This window comes from Mumia sp. Pv4-285 (assembly GCF_041320275.1).
Classification (GTDB): domain Bacteria; phylum Actinomycetota; class Actinomycetes; order Propionibacteriales; family Nocardioidaceae; genus Mumia; species Mumia qirimensis.
In genome coordinates this window covers 3,142,695-3,164,113 of the sequence record NZ_CP162023.1, presented here as the reverse complement: position 1 = coordinate 3,164,113, position 21,419 = coordinate 3,142,695, and the positions used below count along the sequence as shown (strand labels likewise).

The following is a 21,419-nucleotide window of genomic DNA, read 5'->3' as shown; positions in this document are numbered from 1 at the left end:
TGCCTCCGGTGCAACAAAACCGGCAACTATTTGTCGGGAATGTGACGTGAATCATACCGTTCATTCACCTTTGGGGCGGTCGCTCCGAGGCCTCCGACCAAGAGGCGATCGGTGTGCCCCTGGGATCGCCGACCAAGATAGGAGCCCCCCGTGAAACGTCGCACACTCATCACGTCAGCCGCCGGTGCAGCCGCAGGCGGTGCTGTGGCCACCATGGCGGGTCCTGCCATCGCGGCGGCGCCGGCTTCCATGTCGCCTGCGCAACGAGCGAGAGCGCGCCGCCCCGAGACCATCGCTGCCCGCACTCTCCTGTTCGGGGTCGAGAACGTCGACCCACATACGGGGTTGATTCCGCTCGACCGTGTCGTGGTTTCCTGGATCACCAACAGCAGTTTCGCCGTCGCCGTGGGTGGCCATGTGGTGTACCTCGACACCTTCGTCACCCGACTTGAGGTGACCCCTGGGCGCACTCCTTTTGTGATCAAGGACCTGGTCGATGCTGCCCCTCGTGCCATCCTCATCGGGCACGGTCATTCGGACCATGCCGAGAACGCCGCATATCTCGCTGCCAAGACTGGTGCGACCCTCTATGCCAGCGAGGAAACCTGTGCGGCGATGACCGCCGACTTTGAGCGGATGCGCACCGACCCCGTCATCCAGGGCGATCCGGTGACTCGATTCCCGACGAACGTCTCGCTGGACCTGGTGCCTGTCACCTCGGTCGGCTCCACGCCTGGCACTCAAGTGCTTCGTCTGAAGTTCCTCGAACCGTTCGCGCAGGTGGTCGCCTTCCGGCACCTGCACTCGATCGCGACCCCGCCAGACCCCGCGTACCCTCGCAACAGCTTGGTCCCGCCGGATGGCGTGATTCCCGTCGACCCCCGGGACGCGAGCATCTTCCCTCCGGGGACTCCGCTCCGCCCGTCCAATCCGCCGCAGCCCGGGCAGATGAATCTGCGTACAGCGGCGGGCGCTGGTGGTGCAGTGGCGATGTTCTTTGCGATCACGCTCCGCAACGGTTCACGCCTGTGCCTCGGATGGCAGGACACTATTGGCGCCCTCCGCGAAGGCAAAGGTTCGGCTTGGCCGGACGGTACACCCGCGGATGGTCGACGCATCACGGACCTTCTCCAGAGAATGGCGCCGATGGACTGGTACTCCTCAGCCGTCGGGACTGCGAACTTCCTCAACAACGGGCTCCGTGATCTCATCGACTACCAGCAGGCGGTGGGCGCGCGCATCTTTGTGCCGAACCATCAGACCACCGGAGGGTCAGACGTCGGCGAGACCAAGGCCGTCGTTCACTACGCCGTCTACCTGGAGCAGCTGCGCAACATGGGCATCCCCGAGGAGCAGTGGCCAGACATCAGGTGGACGCAGGACCCTGCCGACTACCTCAAGCCGATGGTCTTCGACGCCAAGGAGCGCAATGGAGGATCGGATCGTCAGCGGCGGGCTCAGCTTCGCCATTTTGATCAGTACCCCTTTGCCGAGCGCAGGAAGTTCGATGCGCAGCGCACGGCCTCCGCTGCAGCCATGAAGTCCTCCGGGGTCCAGTCGGACGACTGCTGCTAGACAGGAAGCTCCCCAGCCACTTCGAACTGCTGCAGCGTCAGCGGATCAGGCGAGAGCGCGCCGAGGAAGTCCGCGGCGTCGAACAGCTCGCCCGGAGCAGCGGCCCCCGCGCCGGTGGATCGTCCGTCGAGCAGCCGGACGGCGGCCTCGACGACGAGCGGGGCGCTCACGGCATAGATGTCGCGGCCGCTCGCGGTGATCCGGTGCGTCTCGCCGCTGACCCGCGCCACGACGTCGACGACGAACTGCTGAGCGGACCGGCCGCTGTCGTCCGCCGCCGGCGGAGGCGGCGTACCCGGATCGCGGAGCTCGGTGAGGGCTGACGTGCTGAGGAAGGAGTCGAGCCTGTCGATCGGAAGGTGTCGGGCGAGGAGGATCGGCTCGGAGAAGGGCAGGGTGACGACGGGCTGCTCGCCGAGTGAGGTGGGGAAGTGCCACGAGGACTCGGCGGTCTCGCCGAGCGGCGCCAGGCGACCGTCGGCGATGGTCCGACGCGGTGCGGTGTTGCGGTCGCCCGTGATGCGGGTGCCTGCTGTCGGCCACCACCGGTCGAGCCCGATCGCGACCGTCACCGCAGCCTCCTCGGTGGTCCCCGCGAGGAGGGCGGTCGTGAGGAGGTCGGCGAATCCGCCGTAGAACGCCATCGCGGGCACGACCGCGACCCCTGCTTCCGCGGCGTCGCGGGACCGCGCGGCGTACACAGCCTCGACCGCGGGCTGCTCGGCCGTGACGTCGAGGTAGTGCGCCCCGGCTGCGACGGCCGCCTCCGAGACGGGCAGCGCCGTGTCGAGGAACGGGCCGGCGACGTTGATGACGGCGCCCGCGCCCGACACGGCATCGCGCAGCGCATCGGGATCGTCGACCCGTGCCGGGCGGATCTCGAGGTCGGGACGACCGTCGAGCATCTCCTTGAGACGGCGCTCGTCGCGACCGGCGAGGATGGGGGTCTGGCCGCGGCGGATCAGCTCGTCGACGACGAAGCGGCCGGTGTGGCCGTAGGCACCGTAGACGACGACGGGGGCGGAGGAGGGGGAGGAGTGCGTCATGACGCCATTCCATCGCCTCACGCACCAGGCCGCGAGTGTCTGAAGTGACACCTGTCGTACAGTTTCCGACATGGTGACTGTGGGGCTGGCGCTGCATTCCGACGCGATGCTGTACGAGACGGCGATCGCGGCCGAGGTCTTCGGCGTCGACCGGTCGGACCTGTCGTCCGACGGGACCTGGTACGACCTCGTCGTCGCGACCCCCGACGGCGCCCCGACGCCCTGGCTCACCGACGCCACGTCGGTCGACTACGAGGCGCTCGCCGAGGTCGATCTCGTCGTCGTTCCGTCGACGAACCACCTCGACGCCGTGCCCGACCCGCGCCTTCTCGATGCGTTGCGCGAGGCTCACGCCCGAGGTGCGCGGGTCGCGTCGTTGTGCACTGGCGCGTTCGTCGTCGCAGCCGCGGGCCTGCTCGACGGGCGCGAGGCGGCGACCCACTGGATGCACGTCGACGAGCTCGAGCGCCTCCACCCGGCCGTACGGGCGCGCGCCGACGTCCTCTACGTCGACGACGGGCAGATGCTCACCTCGGCCGGCAAGACGGCCGCGCTCGACCTCTGCCTGCACCTCGCACGGACCGACTTCGGCAGCGCCGCCGCCAACGGCCTCGCGCGACGGCTGGTCGTCGCGGCGCAGCGTCCGGGCGGGCAGGCGCAGTTCATCGCGGCGCCCGTACGGCCGGTCGGCACCGACCGTGTCGGCGCCGCGATGGACTGGGCGCGAGAACACCTCGGCCAGCCGCTCACGGTCGACGACCTGGCGCGCGAGGCGGGGTTGAGCGGGCGCCAGCTGGCTCGTCGGATGAGCGCCGAGACCGGCATGACGCCGTTGCGGTGGCTGCACCGCGAGCGAGTCCACCGCGCCCAGGAGCTCCTGGAGCGTACGGACGCCTCCGTGGAGCAGATCGCCGGCCGGTGCGGGCTCGGCAGCGCGACGACGCTGCGGCGTCATTTCGTCAGCGCGGTCGGCGTGAGCCCCACCGCGTACCGCACGACGTTCCGCGGCTGACCTCGGCGGAAGCCCGCTAGAGGTGCCGACCCTCGTGCTCGAGGATCGCCATCGCGGCGTTGTGGCCGCCGATGCCGCTGACGGCTCCGCCACGCCGGGCACCGGACCCGCACACGAGCACCCGTGCGTGACCGGTCTGCACGCCCCAGCGTTCGGCGGGCGTGGACCTGAGCTCCTCCACCCACGGCCACCGCAGGTCGCCGTGGAAGATGTGGCCGCCGGGCATCGCGAGGTCGTCCTCGATGTCGGCCGGCGTCTTCACCTCGACGCACGGGTCACCGTTCTCGTCCCGCGCGACCACCGACGCGATCGGCTCCTCGAGGTACGCGTCGATCGCCGCCTCGAACGCCCGCCAGCCGCGGTCCTTCGCCTCCGGTCCGCTGGCCTCGTACGGCCAGTGGATCCCGAAGTAGGTGAGCGTCTGAGCCTCGCTCGCGGCCAGCTCCGGTCCGAGGATCGAGCGGTCGGTGAGCGTGTGGCAGTAGAGCTCTCCGCACGCGACGTCGGGAGACGGCACCGCGTACGCCCGCTCCAGCTCGGAGTACGTCTCGCCGAGGTGGAACGTGCCCGCGAACGCCGTGGCTGGGTCGATGCCGGACCGCAGGCGCGGCAGCCGGTCGACGAGCAGGTTGAGCTTGAGCTGGGAGCCCCGCGGCTTCGTGGGGAGCGGGTCGCCGAGAAGGCCGGCCAGCACGTACGGCGCGACGCCGGAGAGCATCCAGCGAGCCGCAACCGTGAGCCCGTCGGCGTGCGATCCCGCAGTGTGAATGGCGACACCCTCGAGCCCGGCGTCGACCGAGGTCACCGTGACGCCCGTACGGATGTCGGCGCCAGCCTCCTCGGCGACGCGTCGCAGCTCGTCGGTGACGGCGCCCATCCCGCCGACAGGGACACGCCACTCGCCGGTCCCGTTGCCGATCAGGTGGTAGAGGAAGCACCGGTTCTGCAGCAGAGACTCGTCCGAGAGGGACGCGTACGTCCCGATCAGCCCGTCGGTCGCCACCACGCCGCGGACCAGGTCGCTGGCGAACCGGCGTTCGACCGCGTGCCCGAGCGGACGCGCGACCAAGTCTTCCCAGACGACCTCGCCCACCTCCTCGCGGACCGCGCGCAATGTCGGCAAGGGCTGCAGCAGGGTGGGCGCGACGGTCAGTGCGAGCTGCTCGGCGTCGCTGTAGAACGCCCGCCACGCCTCGTACTCGCTGTCCGTCCCGGTCGCGTCACGGAAGGAGGCGACGGTCGTCGGGCCTTCGTGCGTCTCGACCAGCAGACCGCCGCCGTCGTACGGCGTGTAGGAGGCTGTCTCGCGCGAGCGGAGCTCCACGTTCAGTCCCAGCTCGTGGATGAGCTCCTGGGGCATCAGCGACACCAGGTACGAGTAGCGCGAGAGGCGCGCGTCCACGCCCGGGAACGGCCGCTCGCTGACCGCGGCACCGCCGGTGTGGTCGAGGCGTTCGATCAGCATGGTCCGCAGGCCGGCGCGGGCCAGGAGGGTTGCCGCGACGAGGCCGTTGTGGCCCCCGCCGACGATCACGACGTCGTGGGTCTCGCTCATGCCGGCCAGCCTAGGTCTCGATCGGGGTGGGGTCTCGATCGCTTCGCGCCTCGACCAGCGGTCGGAGGGAAAGGTTGCGGAAAGTTTAATGCTCAACTAAAGTCCGGAGTACCGACTTCCAGGGAGGCCTCCCATGCCTGCTGTCACCGTTCCCGACTGGACCGTTCTCCCGCGCGTGATCTCCGTCCCGGAGCACGACGACCGCGAGGTCGTCTCGATCACCACCGCCCCGCAGGGCTACGAGGGTGAGGGCTTCCCCGTCCGCCGCGCGTTCGCCGGCGTCGACCTGCGCCACCTCGACCCGTTCATCCACATGGACCAGATGGGCGAGGTCGAGTACGCGCCGGGTGAGCCCAAGGGCACACCGTGGCACCCGCACCGTGGCTTCGAGACGGTGACCTACATGCTCGACGGCGTCTTCGACCACGCCGACTCCCACGGCGGCGGCGGGTCGATCACCGACGGCGACACGCAGTGGATGACCGCCGGCAGCGGCCTCCTGCACATCGAGGCGCCGCCCGAGTGGCTCGTCGCCAAGGGCGGCCTCTTCCACGGGCTCCAGCTCTGGGTGAACCTCCCGAAGTCGATGAAGCTCGCGACGCCCCGCTACCAGGACCTGCGCAGCTCCGAGGTCGGGCTCGCGACCAGCTCCGACGCCGGCACCCTGATCCGTGTCATCGCCGGCGACGTCGACGGCGTGAAGGGCCCGGGCAGCACCCACACGCCCATGGCGATGGCCCACCTCACCGTCTCGCCGGGCGCCGAGGTCACGCTGCCGTGGCGGGCCGACTTCAACGCGCTCGTCTACGTGATGTCCGGCGACGGCTACGTCACCGGCTCGCGCCGCGCGCTGCGTGCCGGCCAGCTCGCCGTCCTCGGCTTCGGTGAGACGATCACGGTCGGCGCCGACCGCCACCAGGACTCGCGCCACCCCGCGATGGAGGTCGTGATCCTCGGCGGCCTTCCGATCCGCGAGCCGATCGCGATGGCAGGCCCGTTCGTGATGAACACGCGCGCCGAGGTCATGACGGCGTACGAGGACTACACCAAGGGTCGGTTCGGCCAGATCCCGGCGCAAGACGTCCCGCACGGCGACGTCGCGGGGTCCACACCCGGCGCCTGACGGCTCCCCGAAGGGGCAGGGCGAGGCCGGTCGACGCGGCGAGGGCGGCGCCGAGAACGCTGACAGCGCCCCACCCGCCGTGCACCCAGGCGAGGGTGGTCGCCGCCGACCCGGCCGCGCCGCCGACGAAGAACGCCGTCATGAACGCGGCGTTCAGGCGGTTGCGCAACGCGGGGTCGAGCGCATAGATCGCGTTCTGGTTCACGTTGAGCAGCATCTGCTGAGCCACGACGAGCACGAGCACACCGAGCGTCAACCATGCGAGCCCGGCGGCGCCCCCGCTGCCGCCGAGCGCGATCGCCCCCCACGCGACGGGCAGCGCGAGCGTCGACACGAGCCCCACCGCACGTGCCCGGCCCGCGTCGACGAGTCGCCCCGCGACCGGCGTCGCCACGACACCGGCGATCCCCATCAGGCCGAAAGCCCCGATCGCGGCCTCCGACCAGCCGTACGCGCTCGCGAGCAGGAATGTCGACGCCGTCCAGAAGGTGTTGAACGAGGCGAGCGAGAGCGCGCCGACCAGCGCCCGGCGGCGCAGGACCGGTTGCGTCGCGAACAGGCCGAGCGTCGACCGGATCAACGCCGGGTAGGCGATCCCCGCTGGCGTGTGCAGCGTCGGCAGGCGGTGCCACAACGCCACCGCGACGCCCGCCACGAGCACACCGCACACCACGTACACCGAACGCCACCCCGCGAGCTGCGCCACCGCTCCCGAGATCGGGCGCGACACGATGCTGCCGAGCAGGAGGCCGCTCATGACGACGCCGACGACCCGGCCGCGGTGGGCGGGGTCGGCGAGCGTCACCGCGAACGGCACCACCACCTGCGCTGCGACCGAGGTGAGTGCCGTCATGGTCGTCGTGACCAGCAGGACTCGACCGCTCGGTGCCAACGACGACGCGACGAGCAGGGCGGCCGTCGCGCCCAGCAGCGAGACCGCGAGGCGTCGACGCTCCACCAGGTCGCCGAGCGGCACCACGAGCAGCAGACCGACTGCGTACCCCACCTGCGCTGCCGTGACGATCGTCGCGACGCTCGCGTCCGAGACGCCCAGATCGGTCGCGAGCATGTCGAGGAGCGGCTGCGCGAGGTAGTTCGCCGACACCGAGAGGCCAGTGGCGAGGGCCATCAGGAGGAGCAGCGGACGGGTCATCCACCCAGCGTCGTCGGGGACCGTCGATGAGTCCAACACATGATCGTCACGGACAGCATGACCAGATGTGATGGATCGTGGGACGATGCCGGGATGGAGCTTCAGCAACTTCGGTACGTCGTCGCCGTGGCCGAGACCCGCAGCTTCACGCGGGCCGCGCAGCAGTGCCACGTGGTCCAGTCGGCGCTCAGTCACCAGGTCGCCAAGCTCGAGCGCGAGATCGGTGCGAGGCTCTTCGACCGTACGAGCCGGCGCGTCACCCCGACGGCGGCCGGCGAGGCGTTCCTGCCGGCCGCCCGCGAGGCGCTCGACGCCACCGAACGCGCCCGCGCCGAGGCCGCCGCGGTCTCCGGGGTCGTCAGCGGGCGTCTCCGGCTCGGCGCGATCCCGACCGTGACGGCGTTCGACCTGCCGAGCCTCCTTCGCGACTTCCGCGCGGCCCACGCCCGCGTCGACGTGTCGCTGCGCACGGACGGGAGCCAGGAGCTCGTGGCGCAGATCGCGACCGGCACGGTGGACGTCGCCTTCCTCGGGCTGCCGCCGGGGCGCGTGCCGCGAGGCGTACGCAGCCGGCTCGCCGGGCGCGGTGAGCACGTGGCCGTCGTCGCGCCAGACCATCCTCTGGCGGAGGAGCACCGAACCGACCTCGCGACCCTCGCGCCGTACCCGTTCGTCGACTTCACCGCGGGGACGCCGGGTCGCCTCCAGGTCGACGAGGCGTTCGCCGCGGCGGGCATCGAGCGCCACGTCGCGTTCGAGGTGACCACCGGCGACCTCGCAGCGGGCCTCGTGGCGCAGCGGCTCGGGATCGCGCTGCTCCCGGGCGCGTACGCGGCGACGCTCACCGGCGTCCGTACGGTCGAGATCGCCGACGCTCCCGTTCGCGAGGAGCACGTCGCGTGGAGCCGCCACCGCCCCTCGCCCTCGGCGGCGGCGTTCCTGGAGATGCTCCCCGCTGAGTGAGCTCGATCCAGCCGGGGGCGCTCGCTCAACCAGCGGGACGTGACACGCGGACCAGCCGCCGCCTGCCTGCCACGACGAGGGCCGCACCGATCGCGAGCAGGAACGCCCCGAGCAACGGCAGGACGCCGGACGCACCGCCGGCATCCGGAAGATCGCGTTCCGCCTGGCGGGGCACCACCTCGATCGTCACGACGGCGTACCCGCACAGCTCGGGCGCCGAGGTGCTGCACCGGCGGTACGTGAGGACGTCAGTGCCGACGAAACCGGGCAGCGGTGCGTACGAGAGGGTCCCGTCCTGCGCGAAGCGTGCGATGCCGCTCGACGCGGGGGTGACGATCTCGGGCCGCGCGGCGCGCCCGACGCTGCCCGGTGCAGTCGAGACGCGTACGGCGGTGCCCTCGGCCGTCATCGCGTGAGCGTCTCCGGCAAGAGGGTGGACAGCGATCGTGACCGCGGCGGGGGAGCACAGGACGTACACCGATCGGAGGCAGCGCTCGTAGAGGTAGGTGTCGTAGCCGGTGAACGGCAGGGTGGGCGCGTAACGCATGGCGTATCCGGCAGTCGTCACCCGCCCGTGGCTGGGGGCCACGAGCGTCCGAGGCGGCCCGGCTCGGCCGACGTCGTTGGCGGACACAGGAACGCGCACGTCGGCGCCGGCTCCGGTGGTGGCGCGGTCGTCGACCGTCAGCGGGCGTACGACGACGTTGACGGTCGCGTCGTCGCAGACGTCGGTCGCGGCGCGCCCGCACACGCGGTAGCGCACCGAGTCGATGCCGGTCCGTCTCGGCCCGGCGACGTAGGTGAGCACCGAGCCGTCGAGCCGGGCTGTGCCCGCGCTCGGCTGCCCGAGCAGGACGGGAGCACCGACCTCCCCGAGGTCGTTCGTCGCGATGTCGATCGAGACCGCCTGACTGGCGCTGACGCGGGTGAGGTCGTCCGTCGCGCGAGGTCGTACGGTCAGCGCGACGGTGCCCTGGTCGGTGAGCCCGCCCTCGTCCGCTACCTCGGCCGTGAAGCTGGTCCGCCCGACGAACGAGCCGTCGGGCGTGTACGACCAGGTCCCGTCCTCGTTCACGACGAGGGCGCCGCCGTCGGGCGGAGGACCGACGAGGCGGTACGTCAGGCCCTCGCCACCGACCCGCAGCGCCTGTCGGCCGGAGCGTGGCATGGTGACGGTCTCGGCCGTCTCCGGATCCGTCGCCAGAAGCCGTCCGTAGACCGTCTGGTCGACATGGGTCACCCGGGCACTGTCGGCGAGCGACGGCGGGTGGTTGGGGGTGGGAGCCTCCTCGACCGTGATGGTGACGGCGGCCCTCGAGCAGAGGTCCGGAACCGACGGGCTGCAGACCTCGTACTCGAGGACGTCGGGTCCGACGTACCCGGTGTCCGGCGTGTACGAGACCGTTCCGTCGGCGTTCGCCACCGCGGCGCCGTGGTCGGGGTCCGTCACGATGCTCGGCTCGGAGGGTGAGCCGAGGTCGTTGGAGCGCACGTCGACACTGATCGTCTGATCCTGGACGACGGCGACGGCATCGTCGGCGGCCACAGGACGGACCGTGACCGTGACCGTCGCGTCGTCGCACAGCGACTGGTCGCCCGCCGCCGTGACGTCGCACCCGCGGACCGTGAAGGTCTCGAGTCCACTGAAGCCGGCCGCCGGCTCGTACCGGAAGGAACCGTCAGCCTCGACGCTCGCCGTACCGCGGGCGGGTGGCGAGAGGAGCTCCACGGTGACGGTCTGGCCGTCGTCCACGTCGAAGACAGGGACACGCCCTTCGACGGCGGACTCGGCGTCGGTGGCGACAGCCAGGTCGGTGAGCACCGGCGGGTTGTTCGGAGGACGCACCACGTGCACGGTGACGGTCGCCTCGCCGCACAGGTCCGGGTCGGTGACGCTGCACGTCCGATAGCGGAACTCGTCCGTGCCGACGAAGTCCCGGTCAGGCGTGTAGAGGAAGACACCGCCGGCACCACCTGTGACGGTGCCGGATGCGGCCTCCTCGATGACCACGGGATCACTCGTGGCGCCGCGGTCGGTGAGACCTACCGGGATCGCGACCGGCTCGTTGCGCAGCGTCACCACCGTCAGCCCCGTGACCAGCGGATAGACCTCGATCGTCACGGTCGCGCTGTCGCACAGGCTCGGAACCCCGTTGTCACACCCTTCGACGGTGAACCGGTCGCGCCCTGCGAAGCCCCGCTCCGGGACGTACAGGTACGCGCCGTCCGCCTGGACCAGCACCGAACCGTGGTTCGGCGCGGACAGGTCGTCGAACTCCAGTACCTGCCCGGCGTCCGCGTCCTCGCCGTTGACGTTCGCCGTGACCGGCCGGTCCGTGACCGTCACGATCGTCTGGTCGTTCACCGAAGGCGCGGTGTTGTCCGGGCTGGGCTGCACCACGGTCGTGACGCGCGCGGAGGGCAGTGATCCGTCGTTGTTCGTGTCGTCCGGGTCGATCGTCGTGCTCGAGCCGCGTGCCACGTCGACGAGCGTTCCCTCGCTGGGTGCGGTCCCTCCGACGGTGAGGACCCGCGCCGCCCCCGGATCCAGGTCACCCAGAGACCAGGTCGCTACGTCGCCACTGATCGTCCCGGCGTCGGATGCTTCCGGCGACGCCAGCGCCGGGGGCAGGTCGTCACGCACCTGCACCGCCTGCGCGACGGCGGGACCGAGGTTGCGCACGGTGATCTCGTACGAGAGGCGTCCGCCCTCGTCCACGCTGGCGGGTCCGGACTTGGTGACCGAGAGGTCGGCGGTGGGCTGTTCCCCGACGGGAACACAGCCCGGGAGGGTGGCGGTCGGCGGCGGCACGTCGACGGCACCTCGGACGACGTTGGTGACCGTCCCGCTGGTCGTGTCGAAGATGCCGGCACCGGGTGACGTGTCCTCGAAGACGATCGGGTTGACCGGCGAGTCGCCCACGAACGTGCCCTGCGTGCGCGTGCTGCCGGTGAACCGGTACTGCCCGAACCCGGTGACCGCTCGGTCGTTGCTGAAGTCGCGGCCGGTCATGACCGCCGTCGTGGTCGACCGGACGGTGCCGTTGTTCTGGAAGTTCGCGCCGAGCGACACGTGACCGGAGTTGGAGAGGGCGCCGTTGTTGGCGAGGTCGCCACCGATCGTCAGCGTGCAGGCGTTGGAGATCGTCGACTGGCCGTTCGACGTCAACCGGCCGGAGACCTCCAGCCACCCCGTGTTGTCGATGTCTCCCGAGCTCGTCACGTCACCCGCGAGCGTCATCGTGCCCGAGTTCTCGATGCGCGAGCTGCCGTTGAGGTTGACGTTCGAGGGGAGCGAGGCATCACCCGCGTTCTCCATGACCGCCCCCGACGAAAGGTTCAAGAAGGACGCCACAGTGAGGGTCCCGCCCGCCTCGTTGCGCAGCGACGCCACGCCGTTCGTGGTCATCCCCTGCGGGAACCCGGTCGTTCCTTCGTTCACCAGGACGAATGCTGCGCCGGTCGCGATCGAGGGAAAGGCCGCCGTACCGCGCACGAGCACCGCTCCCGACGCGTTGTTGATCCAGGTCGGGGAGAAGCTCCCGGAAGCGGTCACGCAGATCGCGGCACCGTACGGGAAGGAATTCACCCCGCCGGTGTACCGCGCGCTCACGCGGACCACGTCGGAGGGCTGAAGGTCGAGCGTCGCGGCCGAGTCGGTCGCGATCACCACGGTCGGGTTCGTACAGTCTGCTTCCCACGACTGGGCTGCGGCCTGCGTGGCGGGGACCTGGACGGCGCCGATCGCCAGCGCGACGACGGTTGCTGCCCACCCAGCACGCACGATTCCCCCCGGATCTCCACGCGGCTCAGGGGCCCAACCCTAGGTCCGCGGTGAGATGCGTGCATCGCGAGCACGGTGCGGACTCGACGGGGCGGGCGCGCCGTTAGCCCCTCGACGCGCAGGCGTGTAGAAACGACGCATGGCCGACTTCGTGGGGTCCGTGGACCAGGGCACGACCAGCACCCGCTTCATGATCTTCGACCACGACGGCGCCGAGGTGGCTCGCCACCAGCTGGAGCACGAGCAGATCCTGCCACGCAGCGGCTGGGTGGAGCACAACCCGCTCGAGATCTGGGAGCGTACGAGCGCCGTCGTCCAGACCGCGCTCGCCAAGGCCCACCTCTCGGCCGCCGACCTCGCGGCCATCGGCATCACCAACCAGCGCGAGACCACGGTCGTGTGGGACCGCCGGACAGGGCGGCCGTACGGACCGGCGATCGTCTGGCAGGACACCCGCACCGACCGGCTCGCCTCACGGCTCGAGCAGGAGGGGCACGGCGCCGTGATCCGCGAGAAGGCCGGCCTGCCCCCGGCGACGTACTTCTCGGGAGGCAAGATCGCCTGGTTCCTCGAGAACCTGCCCGACCTGCGCGCGGCCGCCGAGCGTGGCGACGCTCTCTTCGGCACCACCGACTGCTGGGTGACCTGGCAGCTCACCGGCGGCCGGCACGGGGGAGTGCACGTCACCGACGTGACCAACGCGAGCCGCACGATGCTGATGAACCTCGAGACCCTCGACTGGGACGACGAGCTGCTGGAGATCTTCGGCATCCCGCGGGCGATGCTCCCGCAGATCCGCCCGTCCTCGGTCGCCGACGGCTACGGGACGACGCTCGAGAGCGGTCCGTTCGCCGGTGAGGTCCCCATCACCGGGGTCCTCGGTGACCAGCAGGCCGCGCTCGTCGGGCAGGTGTGCTTCGCGCCCGGCGAGGCCAAGAACACCTACGGCACCGGCAACTTCCTGCTGCTCAACACCGGCACCGAGATCGTCCGCAGCAAGGCCGGCCTGCTGACGACCGTCGCGTACCAGCTCGGCGACGCCGACCCCGTGTACGCGCTCGAGGGGTCGATCGCCGTCACCGGCTCGGCCGTTCAGTGGCTGCGCGACCAGCTGGGCATCATCTCCGGCGCAGCACAGTCGGAGTCGCTCGCGCGGCAGGTCGAGGACAACGGCGGCGTCTACTTCGTCCCGGCGTTCTCCGGGCTGTTCGCCCCGTACTGGCGCTCCGACGCCCGCGGCGCCATCGTCGGCCTGTCCCGCTACAACACCAACGCGCACCTGGCGCGCGCGACGCTGGAGGCGATCTGCTTCCAGTCGCGCGACGTCGCCGACGCGATGGCCCAGGACTCCGGTGTCCCCGTCGGCGTGCTCAAGGTCGACGGGGGAGTGACCCTCAACGAGCTGTGCATGCAGATCCAGGCCGACGTCCTCGGCACGACGGTGAGCCGCCCCGAGGTGGCCGAGACCACGGCGCTCGGCGCGGCGTACGCGGCAGGTCTGGCGGTCGGGTTCTGGCGCGACACCGACGAGCTGCGCCAGAACTGGAAGGAGTCCAAGCGCTGGGAGCCGACGTGGGACGAGGAGCGCCGCGAGGAGGCGTACGCCGGGTGGAAGAAGGCCGTCCAGCGCACCCTCGACTGGGTGGAGGTGGACTGACGTGCGACCGGTCGCCCTCGACCAGCAGACGCGCAGCGGTGCGCTCGCCCATCTCTGCGCCGCCGGCTCGAACGGTGTCGCCCCACTCGACGTGCTCGTCATCGGCGGCGGCGTCGTCGGCGCCGGGTGCGCGCTGGACGCCGCGACGCGCGGCCTCACAGTCGGCCTGGTCGAGGCGCGCGACCTCGCCTCGGGCACGTCGAGCCGCTCGTCGAAGCTCATCCACGGCGGCCTGCGCTACCTCGAGATGCTCGACTTCGGACTGGTCGCCGAGGCGCTGGCCGAGCGCAGCCTCCTCGTCGACCGGCTCGCGCCCCACCTGGTGCAGCCGACCCCGTTCCTGTATCCGCTGACGCACCGCGTGTGGGAGCGGGCGTACGCGGGCGCGGGCGTCGCGATGTACGACTCGATGGCGTGGCTGTCGGGCCAGGCGCGGGGCGTCCCTCGACACCGGCACCTGACGCGACGCCGAGCGCTGCGGCGCATGCCGTCGCTGCGCAAGGACGCGCTGGTCGGGGCGATCGAGTACTACGACGGCCAGGTCGACGACGCACGCCACACGATGATGCTCGCGCGGACCGCTGCCTCGTACGGCGCGCACGTCGCCACCCGCGCGCGTGTCACCGGCATGCTCCGCGAGGGCGAGCGGGTCACCGGCGTCGAGGTGCGCGACCTCGAGTCGGGGGACGCGTTCGAGATCCGGGCCTCGCAGGTCATCAACGCGACCGGCGTGTGGACCGACGAGACGCAGGCGATGGTCGCCGAGCGCGGCCAGTTCCACGTCCGGGCGAGCAAGGGCGTGCACCTCGTCGTGCCGCGCGACCGCATCCAGGGCGAGTCCGGCCTGATCCTCAAGACCGAGAAGTCCGTGCTGTTCGTGATCCCGTGGAAACGGCACTGGATCATCGGGACCACCGACACCGACTGGTCGCTGAGCAAGGACCACCCCGCCGCGAGCCGTACCGACATCGACTACCTCCTCGACCACGTCAACGCCGTGCTCGCGACGCCGCTGACCCATGCCGACGTCGAGGGCGTGTACGCGGGGCTGCGGCCGCTGCTGCGCGGGGAGTCCGAGGCGACCTCGACGCTCTCGCGCGAGCACGCGGTCTCGCACTCCGTGCCCGGGCTCGTCGTCGTCGCCGGCGGCAAGTACACGACGTACCGCGTGATGGCCCGCGACGCCGTCGACGCGGCCGCGCACGCACTCGGGACGACGCGCGTGATCCCCGCGTGCGTGACGGAGGACGTGCCGCTGCTCGGCGCGGACGGCTACACGGCGCTGTGGAATCGCCGCGGTCTGCTCGCCGCGCGCAGCGGGCTGCACGAGGTCCGCATCGAGCACCTGCTCAAGCGGTACGGCTCGCTGGTGCACGAGGTGCTGGATCTGATCGTGGACGACCCGTCGCTGGGCGAGCCGCTCGGTGGTGCCGACGACTACCTGCGGGCGGAGATCGTGTACGCCGTCTCGCACGAGGGCGCCCGCCACCTCGACGACGTGCTCACCCGCCGGACCCGGATCTCGATCGAGACGTTCGACCGCGGCACGGCGTCCTGCGAGGAGGCGGCGGAGCTGATGGCGGGGCCGCTCGGGTGGGGTACGGAGCAGGTGCGGCGCGAGGTCGAGCACTACCGCGCGCGGGTCGAGGCCGAGCGCGAGAGCCAGACGATGCTGGACGACGAGACGGCAGACGCGGCGAGGATGGGGGCGGAGGACGTCGTGCCCGTGGCATTGGACTAGCCACCCACCCTCGGCGGTCGAGGCGCCCCACCCATGGTGGTCGAGGCGCGAAGCCTTGGTGGTCGAGGCGCGCCACCCTTGGTGGTCGAGGCGCGAAGCGATCGAGACCGGGGATCTCGATCGCTTCGCGCCTCGATCAGCGGATGGGGGTGGCCTCGATCAGCGGATGGGGTGGCCTCGATCACCGGAGGGAGCGGGGGCCGGGGGTCTCGCCCGTACGATCGAGCCGTGCCTCCTCGTTCACCTCTCCCGCCGCGTGACGGTCTCGGCGCGGTCTGGCTGCGTACGCCGGACCGCGGCCGTGAGGCGGTCGCCTGGACGACGATGGGGGAGTGGCTGCGGTGGCGGCTGCCGGAGCAGGTCGACGTGACGGGGATGTTCGTCGACCGCCGCTTCGTGGACGACGCGGGCACGTCGATCGCCGATGGCGACGCCTACCAGCCGCACACGTTCGTCTGGTTCTACCGCGACCTGCGCGAGGAGGCGCCGGTGCCGGGCGACCTCGAGATCCTCCATCGTGACGAGCGACTCGTGGTCGTCGACAAGCCGCCGTTCCTCGCGACGATCCCGCGCGGGCGGCACGTCCGCGAGAGCGTGGTCGTACGGCTGCGCGACGAGCTCGGCCTGCCGGAGCTCTCACCGGTGCACCGCCTCGACCGGATCACCTCCGGCGTGCTCGTCCTCACCACCGCGCGGCGCTGGCGAGGGCCGTACCAGATGCTGTTCCAGCGACGGGAGGCGCGCAAGACCTACCGTGCGCTCGCGCCCGTCGATCCGACCCTGAGCCTGCCGACGAGGGTGAGCAACCACCTCGTGAAGCGCCGCGGGCTGTTCCAGGTCGAGGTGGTTCCCGGCGCGGCTCCCAACGCGGTGACTCACGTCGCGCTCGAGGGACGGCACGGCGAGCACGGCGTCTACGTCCTCGACCCCGCCACCGGCCGTACGCACCAGCTGCGCGCGCACCTGCACGGCCTCGGCATCCCGATCGTGGGCGATCCCGTCTATCCCACGGTCCTCGACATGGACCTCGACGACTTCACGACGCCGCTCCAGCTGCTGGCGAGCGAGCTGGCGTTCACCGACCCGGTCGATGACACGGCACGTCATTTCGCCAGCCGCCGCTCGCTGCCGCTGCTGTCCGAGGAGTGACCGGAGCGGGTGCCGCTCACGGCACGCGCGCGGTCCACCCGGGGTCGGCGTACTTGCTTGCCGCCAACGCCTCCATCTCCGCACGCGTCGCATCGTCGAGCGAGACCCGCGTCAGCCCGTAGCTCGCCTCGAAGTGGTCGACCATCGCACGGACGATCTCGTCCCGGCTCATCCCGGTCTGGCTGCGCAGCGGGTCGACGCGCTTCCCGGCACTCGTGACGCCCTTGTCCGACAGCTTCTCGCGCCCGATCCGCAGGACGTCGAGCATCTTGGTCGCGTCGAGGTCGTACGACATCGTCACGTGGTGAAGCACGGCGCCACTGGAAAGCCGCTTCTGCGCGGCGCCACCGATCTTGCCCTGCGGGGTCGCGATGTCGTTGAGCGGGACGTACGAGGCGTCGAGACCCAGCGCGCGCAGCGCCCGGATCACCCAGGCGTCGAGGAACGCGTACGACTCTCCGAAGGTCATGCCCTCGACCAGCGACGCCGGCACGTACAGCGAGTAGGTGATGGTGTTGCCGGGCTCGACGAACATCGCGCCGCCGCCGGACATGCGGCGGACGACCGTCACGCCGTGGCACGCCGCCGCCTCGAGATCGACCTCGTTGGACAGCGACTGGAACGAGCCGATGATGACCGAGTTCGACGCCCACTCCCAGACCCGGAGCGCCGGTGGTCTGGTCCCAGCACCGACCTGGTGGGCCAGCAGCTCGTCGAGGGCCATCTGCTGCGGCGGGTGGAGCCGGCCCGCGTCGACCAGCTCGAACGAGTGATCGTGCCAGGCCGTCGAGCGACCGAGCGCGCGCGTGACGGCGAACCCGACGGACCGGGCGTCGAAGCCGATCATCGTGGCACCGTCGAGTGACTCCTCCACGGCTTTCGCGTACGACCCCACGCTCGCGTCGGCGGGCATGGTCTCCAGTGCACCGTTGATCCGTTCGAGCGCCTCGTCGGGCTCCAGGAAGAAGTCGCCGGAGACCTGTACGCCCCTGATCCGGCCGTCCTCGACATCGAGATCGACGGCGACCAGCTTGCCGCCAGGAACCTTGTACTCGCCGTGCTGCATCCGTCCTCCTCGTCATCGACGGTACGCGTCGTGCCTGGAGGGGTGGACGGCTCGGAGGTCCGGGTTGTCCAATGGCAGGAGCCGACGAAAGGAAGCTCATGTCTCTGCAGGACGCCTTGACCAACGAGGAGCGGCTGGCCGAGCTGGACGTCGACGCGCTGAAGCAGCTCGTCGGGCTCGTCGAGTACGACGCCGGGAGCGACCCGTTCCCCGTGACCGGCTGGGACGCGGCCGTGTGGGCCGTAGGCAACGCGACGCAGTCCGCGCACTTCTACCAGTCCGCGTTCGGCATGGAGCTCGTCGCGTACTCGGGTCCCGAGACCGGCAACCGTGACCACGTCTCGTACGTGCTCAAGAGCGGGGCGGTCCGGTTCGTGCTCAACGGCGGCGTCCACCCTGACAGCCCCGTCATCGCCCACCACGCCAAGCACGGCGACGGCCTCACCGACATCGCCCTCGAGGTGCCCGACGTCGATGCGTGCATCGAGCACGCGCGCGCCCAGGGCGCCACGGTCCTCGTGGAGCCGCACGACGAGAGCGATGAGCACGGGACCGTACGCCTCGGCGCCGTCGCGGCGTACGGAGACACGCGGCACACGCTCGTCGACCGGTCACGGTACGACGGCCCGTACCTGCCGGGGTACGTCGCGCGCACCTCGTCCTACCGCAAGCGCGCCGGAGCCCCGAAGCGCGTGTTCCAGGCGCTCGACCACATCGTCGGCAACGTCGAGCTGGGCCGGATGAACGAGTGGGTCGACTTCTACAACCGGGTCATGGGCTTCACGAACATGGCGGAGTTCATCGGCGACGACATCGCCACCGACTACTCGGCGCTCATGAGCAAGGTCGTCGCCAACGGCAACCACCGGGTGAAGTTCCCGCTCAACGAGCCGGCCGTCGGCAAGAAGAAGTCGCAGATCGACGAGTACCTCGAGTTCTACGACGGCCCCGGCGCCCAGCACCTCGCACTCGCCACCAACGACATCCTGCGTACGGTCGACGCCCTGGTCGAGGAAGGCGTCGAGTTCCTGGCGACCCCTGACTCGTACTACGAGGATCCGGAGCTGCGGGTGCGGATCGGCGAGGTCCGAGTGCCGATCGAAGAGCTCCAGAAGCGGGGCATCCTGGTCGATCGCGACGAGGACGGCTACCTCCTTCAGATCTTCACCAAGCCGATCGGCGACCGTCCGACGGTGTTCTTCGAGTTCATCGAACGCCACGGATCCCTCGGGTTCGGCAAGGGCAACTTCAAGGCGCTCTTCGAGGCGATCGAGCGGGAGCAGGAGAAGCGCGGCAACTTCTGAGCGTCGCGCCCGCTGGTCGAGGCGTCTCCACCCGCTGGTCGAGGCGTCTCCACCCGCTGGTCGAGGCGTCTCCACCCGCTGGTCGAGGCGCGAAGCGATCGAGACCCTGGTCTCGAGACGACCAGCGGGAGTGTTTGCTGGTCGAGGCGCGGAGCCCTTCGAGACGTCCTCGCAAGCTCGGGCTCCTCAGGACAAGCGATCGAGACCTGTGGTCTCAGCCCTGTGCGGGCTCGATCCGTCCGACGACTTCGCCGAGCGCGATCCGGCCGCCGCCCGTGCCGGGCGCGGTGTAGCGCAGGACCACCTCGTCGCCGTCCTCGAGGAAGGTGCGGCCTCGTCCCAAGATCTCCTTGCCGAAGGGCTCGGCGCCGCCCCAGCTCAGCTCCAGGAATGACCCGCGCTGGTTGCGATCGGGTCCGCTGATCGTCCCCGACCCGAACAGGTCGCCCGTACGCAGCGACGCGCCGTTGACCGTCATGTGGGCCAGCATCTGGGCGGGGGACCAGTACATCGAGCGGTACGCCGGTCGGCTCACGACCACACCGTTCAACGCGATCTCGACCGCGATGTCGAGCCCTCGCGCGTCGTCGGGAGCGAGGTAGTCGAGCGGACGCGGATCCTGTCCCGGCAGGTCGACCCAGGCAGCGTCGAGCGCCTCGAGCGGCGTGACCCAGTGCGAGATCGACGTCGCGAACGACTTGCCGAGGAACGGGCCGAGCGGGACGTACTCCCAGGCCTGGATGTCGCGGGCGGACCAGTCGTTGAGGCCGCTGACGCCGAACACGTGATCGGCGAAGTCGCCGACCGCCACCGACGTGCCGAGCGCCGACGGCGTGCCGACGACGAAGCCGAGCTCCGCCTCGATGTCGAGGCGACCCGAGGGTCCGTACGTCGGTCCGTCCTCGCCGCGTCGTTGTCCCCGCGGGCGGACGACGGGCGTCCCCGATGCGACAACCGTCCCGGCGCGCCCGTGATAGCCGACGGGGAGGTGCCTCCAGTTCGGCAGGAGCGGCTCCTGATCGGGTCGAAAGATCCGGCCGACGTTGGACGCGTGGTCGAGCGAGGCATAGAAGTCGACGTAGTCGGCCACTTCGAACGGCATCCGCAACGTCACGCCGGTCAGCGGCACGAGATGCGGGCCGACCGTGGGTCGTTCCGACTCGTCGGTCAGCAGGCGCGAGACACGTTCTCGAAGGCGCCGGTGGACCTCTCGGCCGCGAGACATCAGCGGGTTGAGCGATCCCGCGCGAAGGACGTCGTGCAGGTCGGACGTGGCGTCGACGAGCGGGGCCAGGTCGAGCAGGTGGTCACCGATCCGGACGCCGACACGAGGATCCTCCTCCGCCCGGCAGAACACCCCGTACGGAAGGTTGTCGACGTCGAAGAGCGAGCCGGCCGCTCCGGGCACCCAGGTGGTCATGGTGTCTCCAGCAGTCCGAGGGCGAGGAGGTCGTCGACCGGCTCGACGACGCTGCACGAGCCGAACGAGGTGAAGCGCCGTCGTGCTGCGGCGAGGTCGGCAGTGCGTGCCTCCTCGACGAGAGCTGCCCCGTCGCGTACGTCGAGCGCTGCGGCGATCTCCTCGACGGCGGCCCCGTCGATCGCGCGGGCGGTCGCCACGAGGACGTTGACGAAGCCGTGGTGCTCGAAACCCTCGGTGGAGCGGTGGCGGACGGCGTGGTGCAGCCCGGCCGTGCACTTGAAAGGCACCTCCCGCTCGACCGCGGCAGCGATGGACGCGGCGAGCGGGGGCGATGACGGGAAGGCCGCTGCGGCAAGCCCGCCGGTGCGCAGCTTGAGGTGCATGCCGGAAACCGCGAGGGCGTCGACCGCGTCCAGCCACGTCGAGGTCGGCTCGCGCACCGGCAGCTCGACGTACACGGGGACGTCGTCGAGGTCGCCGTCGCGGCGGGCTGCCGTGATGGCGGCAACCGTGCGGTGGACGTGCTCGACGAGATCGTCTGCCCCCGTCGGAGCGACCTCCAGGCCTGCGATCGTTGCGTCGGCCGTGACGAGCCCTCGCACCACGCCGGCCGACGTGCCGGGATCCCCGGAGACGAGGACCGACAAGGCGAGCGGAGCCGACGCCACCGCCGGCACGTCGCCGTGCTTGACCACGAACGTGCCGACCAGGTCGGCGTACCACTCGTGTCGGCGCCGGAGGTGTGCGGCGACGGCGTCAGGGAGCGCGCTGTCTCCCGGGGGGAAGGTCGCGGCGTCGTCCACGAGCCCGACCCAGGGCTCGGGCACGAGGACGCCGTGACGGTCGTTCGCCGAGGTTGACATCGCGC

General features: G+C 70.8%; 15 protein-coding genes. 8 read left to right on the top strand and 7 right to left on the bottom strand.

The window, feature by feature from the left end:
• Positions 1 to 150 precede the first annotated feature (150 nt).
• Positions 151 to 1,575 carry an MBL fold metallo-hydrolase gene (locus AB3M34_RS15215; protein WP_370615136.1) on the top strand — a complete coding sequence of 475 codons (1,425 nt, stop codon included), beginning with the start codon at positions 151 to 153 and terminating at the stop codon, positions 1,573 to 1,575.
• Here the strand turns inward: AB3M34_RS15215 and AB3M34_RS15210 are convergent.
• The gene (locus tag AB3M34_RS15210; RefSeq protein WP_370615134.1) at positions 1,572 to 2,621 is read right to left on the bottom strand and encodes a saccharopine dehydrogenase family protein; all 1,050 of its coding nucleotides are present in this window, start codon (positions 2,619 to 2,621) and stop codon (positions 1,572 to 1,574) included. The two genes, AB3M34_RS15215 and AB3M34_RS15210, sit on opposite strands and share 4 nt — an antisense overlap.
• A 70-nt stretch (positions 2,622 to 2,691) precedes the next feature.
• On the opposite strand from AB3M34_RS15210, the gene AB3M34_RS15205 reads away from it, so the two are divergent.
• Positions 2,692 to 3,633, top strand: a complete 942-nt coding sequence (locus AB3M34_RS15205) for a helix-turn-helix domain-containing protein (protein WP_370615133.1) — start codon at positions 2,692 to 2,694, stop codon at positions 3,631 to 3,633.
• Between the two features lie 16 nt (positions 3,634 to 3,649).
• Here the strand turns inward: AB3M34_RS15205 and AB3M34_RS15200 are convergent, their stop codons facing one another.
• Positions 3,650 to 5,188, bottom strand: coding sequence for a phytoene desaturase family protein (locus AB3M34_RS15200; RefSeq protein WP_370615131.1), 1,539 nt, complete (start codon positions 5,186 to 5,188; stop codon positions 3,650 to 3,652).
• Positions 5,189 to 5,321: 133 nt separating this feature from the next.
• Here AB3M34_RS15200 and AB3M34_RS15195 point away from each other — a divergent pair, with 133 nt between their 5' ends.
• Positions 5,322 to 6,311 carry a pirin family protein gene (locus AB3M34_RS15195; protein ID WP_370615130.1) on the top strand — a complete coding sequence of 330 codons (990 nt, stop codon included), beginning with the start codon at positions 5,322 to 5,324 and terminating at the stop codon, positions 6,309 to 6,311.
• Here the strand turns inward: AB3M34_RS15195 and AB3M34_RS15190 are convergent.
• Positions 6,211 to 7,464 (bottom strand): MFS transporter, encoded by a 1,254-nt coding sequence (locus AB3M34_RS15190; RefSeq protein ID WP_370615128.1) that lies wholly within the window; start codon positions 7,462 to 7,464, stop codon positions 6,211 to 6,213. The two genes, AB3M34_RS15195 and AB3M34_RS15190, sit on opposite strands and share 101 nt — an antisense overlap.
• A 93-nt stretch (positions 7,465 to 7,557) precedes the next feature.
• On the opposite strand from AB3M34_RS15190, the gene AB3M34_RS15185 reads away from it, so the two are divergent.
• The gene (locus AB3M34_RS15185; RefSeq protein WP_370615127.1) at positions 7,558 to 8,427 is read left to right on the top strand and encodes a LysR family transcriptional regulator; all 870 of its coding nucleotides are present in this window, start codon (positions 7,558 to 7,560) and stop codon (positions 8,425 to 8,427) included.
• Between the two features lie 25 nt (positions 8,428 to 8,452).
• Here the strand turns inward: AB3M34_RS15185 and AB3M34_RS15180 are convergent, their stop codons facing one another.
• Positions 8,453 to 12,211, bottom strand: a complete 3,759-nt coding sequence (locus tag AB3M34_RS15180; protein WP_370615125.1) for an Ig-like domain-containing protein — start codon at positions 12,209 to 12,211, stop codon at positions 8,453 to 8,455.
• Between the two features lie 139 nt (positions 12,212 to 12,350).
• Here AB3M34_RS15180 and glpK point away from each other — a divergent pair, with 139 nt between their 5' ends.
• The 3 genes from glpK (at position 12,351) to AB3M34_RS15165 (ending at position 16,758) form a co-directional block, all read left to right on the top strand.
• Positions 12,351 to 13,868, top strand: a complete 1,518-nt coding sequence (gene glpK / locus AB3M34_RS15175) for a glycerol kinase GlpK (protein WP_370615123.1) — start codon at positions 12,351 to 12,353, stop codon at positions 13,866 to 13,868.
• A gap of 1 nt (position 13,869) precedes the next feature.
• Positions 13,870 to 15,609 (top strand): glycerol-3-phosphate dehydrogenase/oxidase, encoded by a 1,740-nt coding sequence (locus AB3M34_RS15170; RefSeq protein WP_370615121.1) that lies wholly within the window; start codon positions 13,870 to 13,872, stop codon positions 15,607 to 15,609.
• A gap of 324 nt (positions 15,610 to 15,933) precedes the next feature.
• The gene (locus AB3M34_RS15165; RefSeq protein WP_370620032.1) at positions 15,934 to 16,758 is read left to right on the top strand and encodes a pseudouridine synthase; all 825 of its coding nucleotides are present in this window, start codon (positions 15,934 to 15,936) and stop codon (positions 16,756 to 16,758) included.
• A 16-nt stretch (positions 16,759 to 16,774) separates the two neighbouring features.
• Here the strand turns inward: AB3M34_RS15165 and AB3M34_RS15160 are convergent, their stop codons facing one another.
• On the bottom strand, positions 16,775 to 17,824 hold the full coding sequence (locus AB3M34_RS15160; protein WP_370615119.1) for a lipoyl protein ligase domain-containing protein: 1,050 nt from the start codon (positions 17,822 to 17,824) through the stop codon (positions 16,775 to 16,777).
• A gap of 98 nt (positions 17,825 to 17,922) precedes the next feature.
• Here AB3M34_RS15160 and hppD point away from each other — a divergent pair, with 98 nt between their 5' ends.
• Positions 17,923 to 19,128: a 4-hydroxyphenylpyruvate dioxygenase gene (hppD, locus tag AB3M34_RS15155; protein WP_370615117.1), complete on the top strand. Its 1,206-nt coding sequence runs from the start codon at positions 17,923 to 17,925 to the stop codon at positions 19,126 to 19,128.
• Between the two features lie 214 nt (positions 19,129 to 19,342).
• Here the strand turns inward: hppD and fahA are convergent, their stop codons facing one another.
• Together fahA and AB3M34_RS15145 are read right to left on the bottom strand one after the other, a co-directional pair.
• Entirely contained in the window at positions 19,343 to 20,548 is a 1,206-nt protein-coding gene (gene fahA, locus AB3M34_RS15150) for a fumarylacetoacetase (protein WP_370615115.1), read from the bottom strand.
• Positions 20,545 to 21,414 carry a hypothetical protein gene (locus AB3M34_RS15145; protein WP_370615113.1) on the bottom strand — a complete coding sequence of 290 codons (870 nt, stop codon included), beginning with the start codon at positions 21,412 to 21,414 and terminating at the stop codon, positions 20,545 to 20,547. Before AB3M34_RS15145 ends, fahA begins: the two co-directional genes overlap by 4 nt.
• Between the last annotated feature and the right edge of the window lie 5 nt (positions 21,415 to 21,419).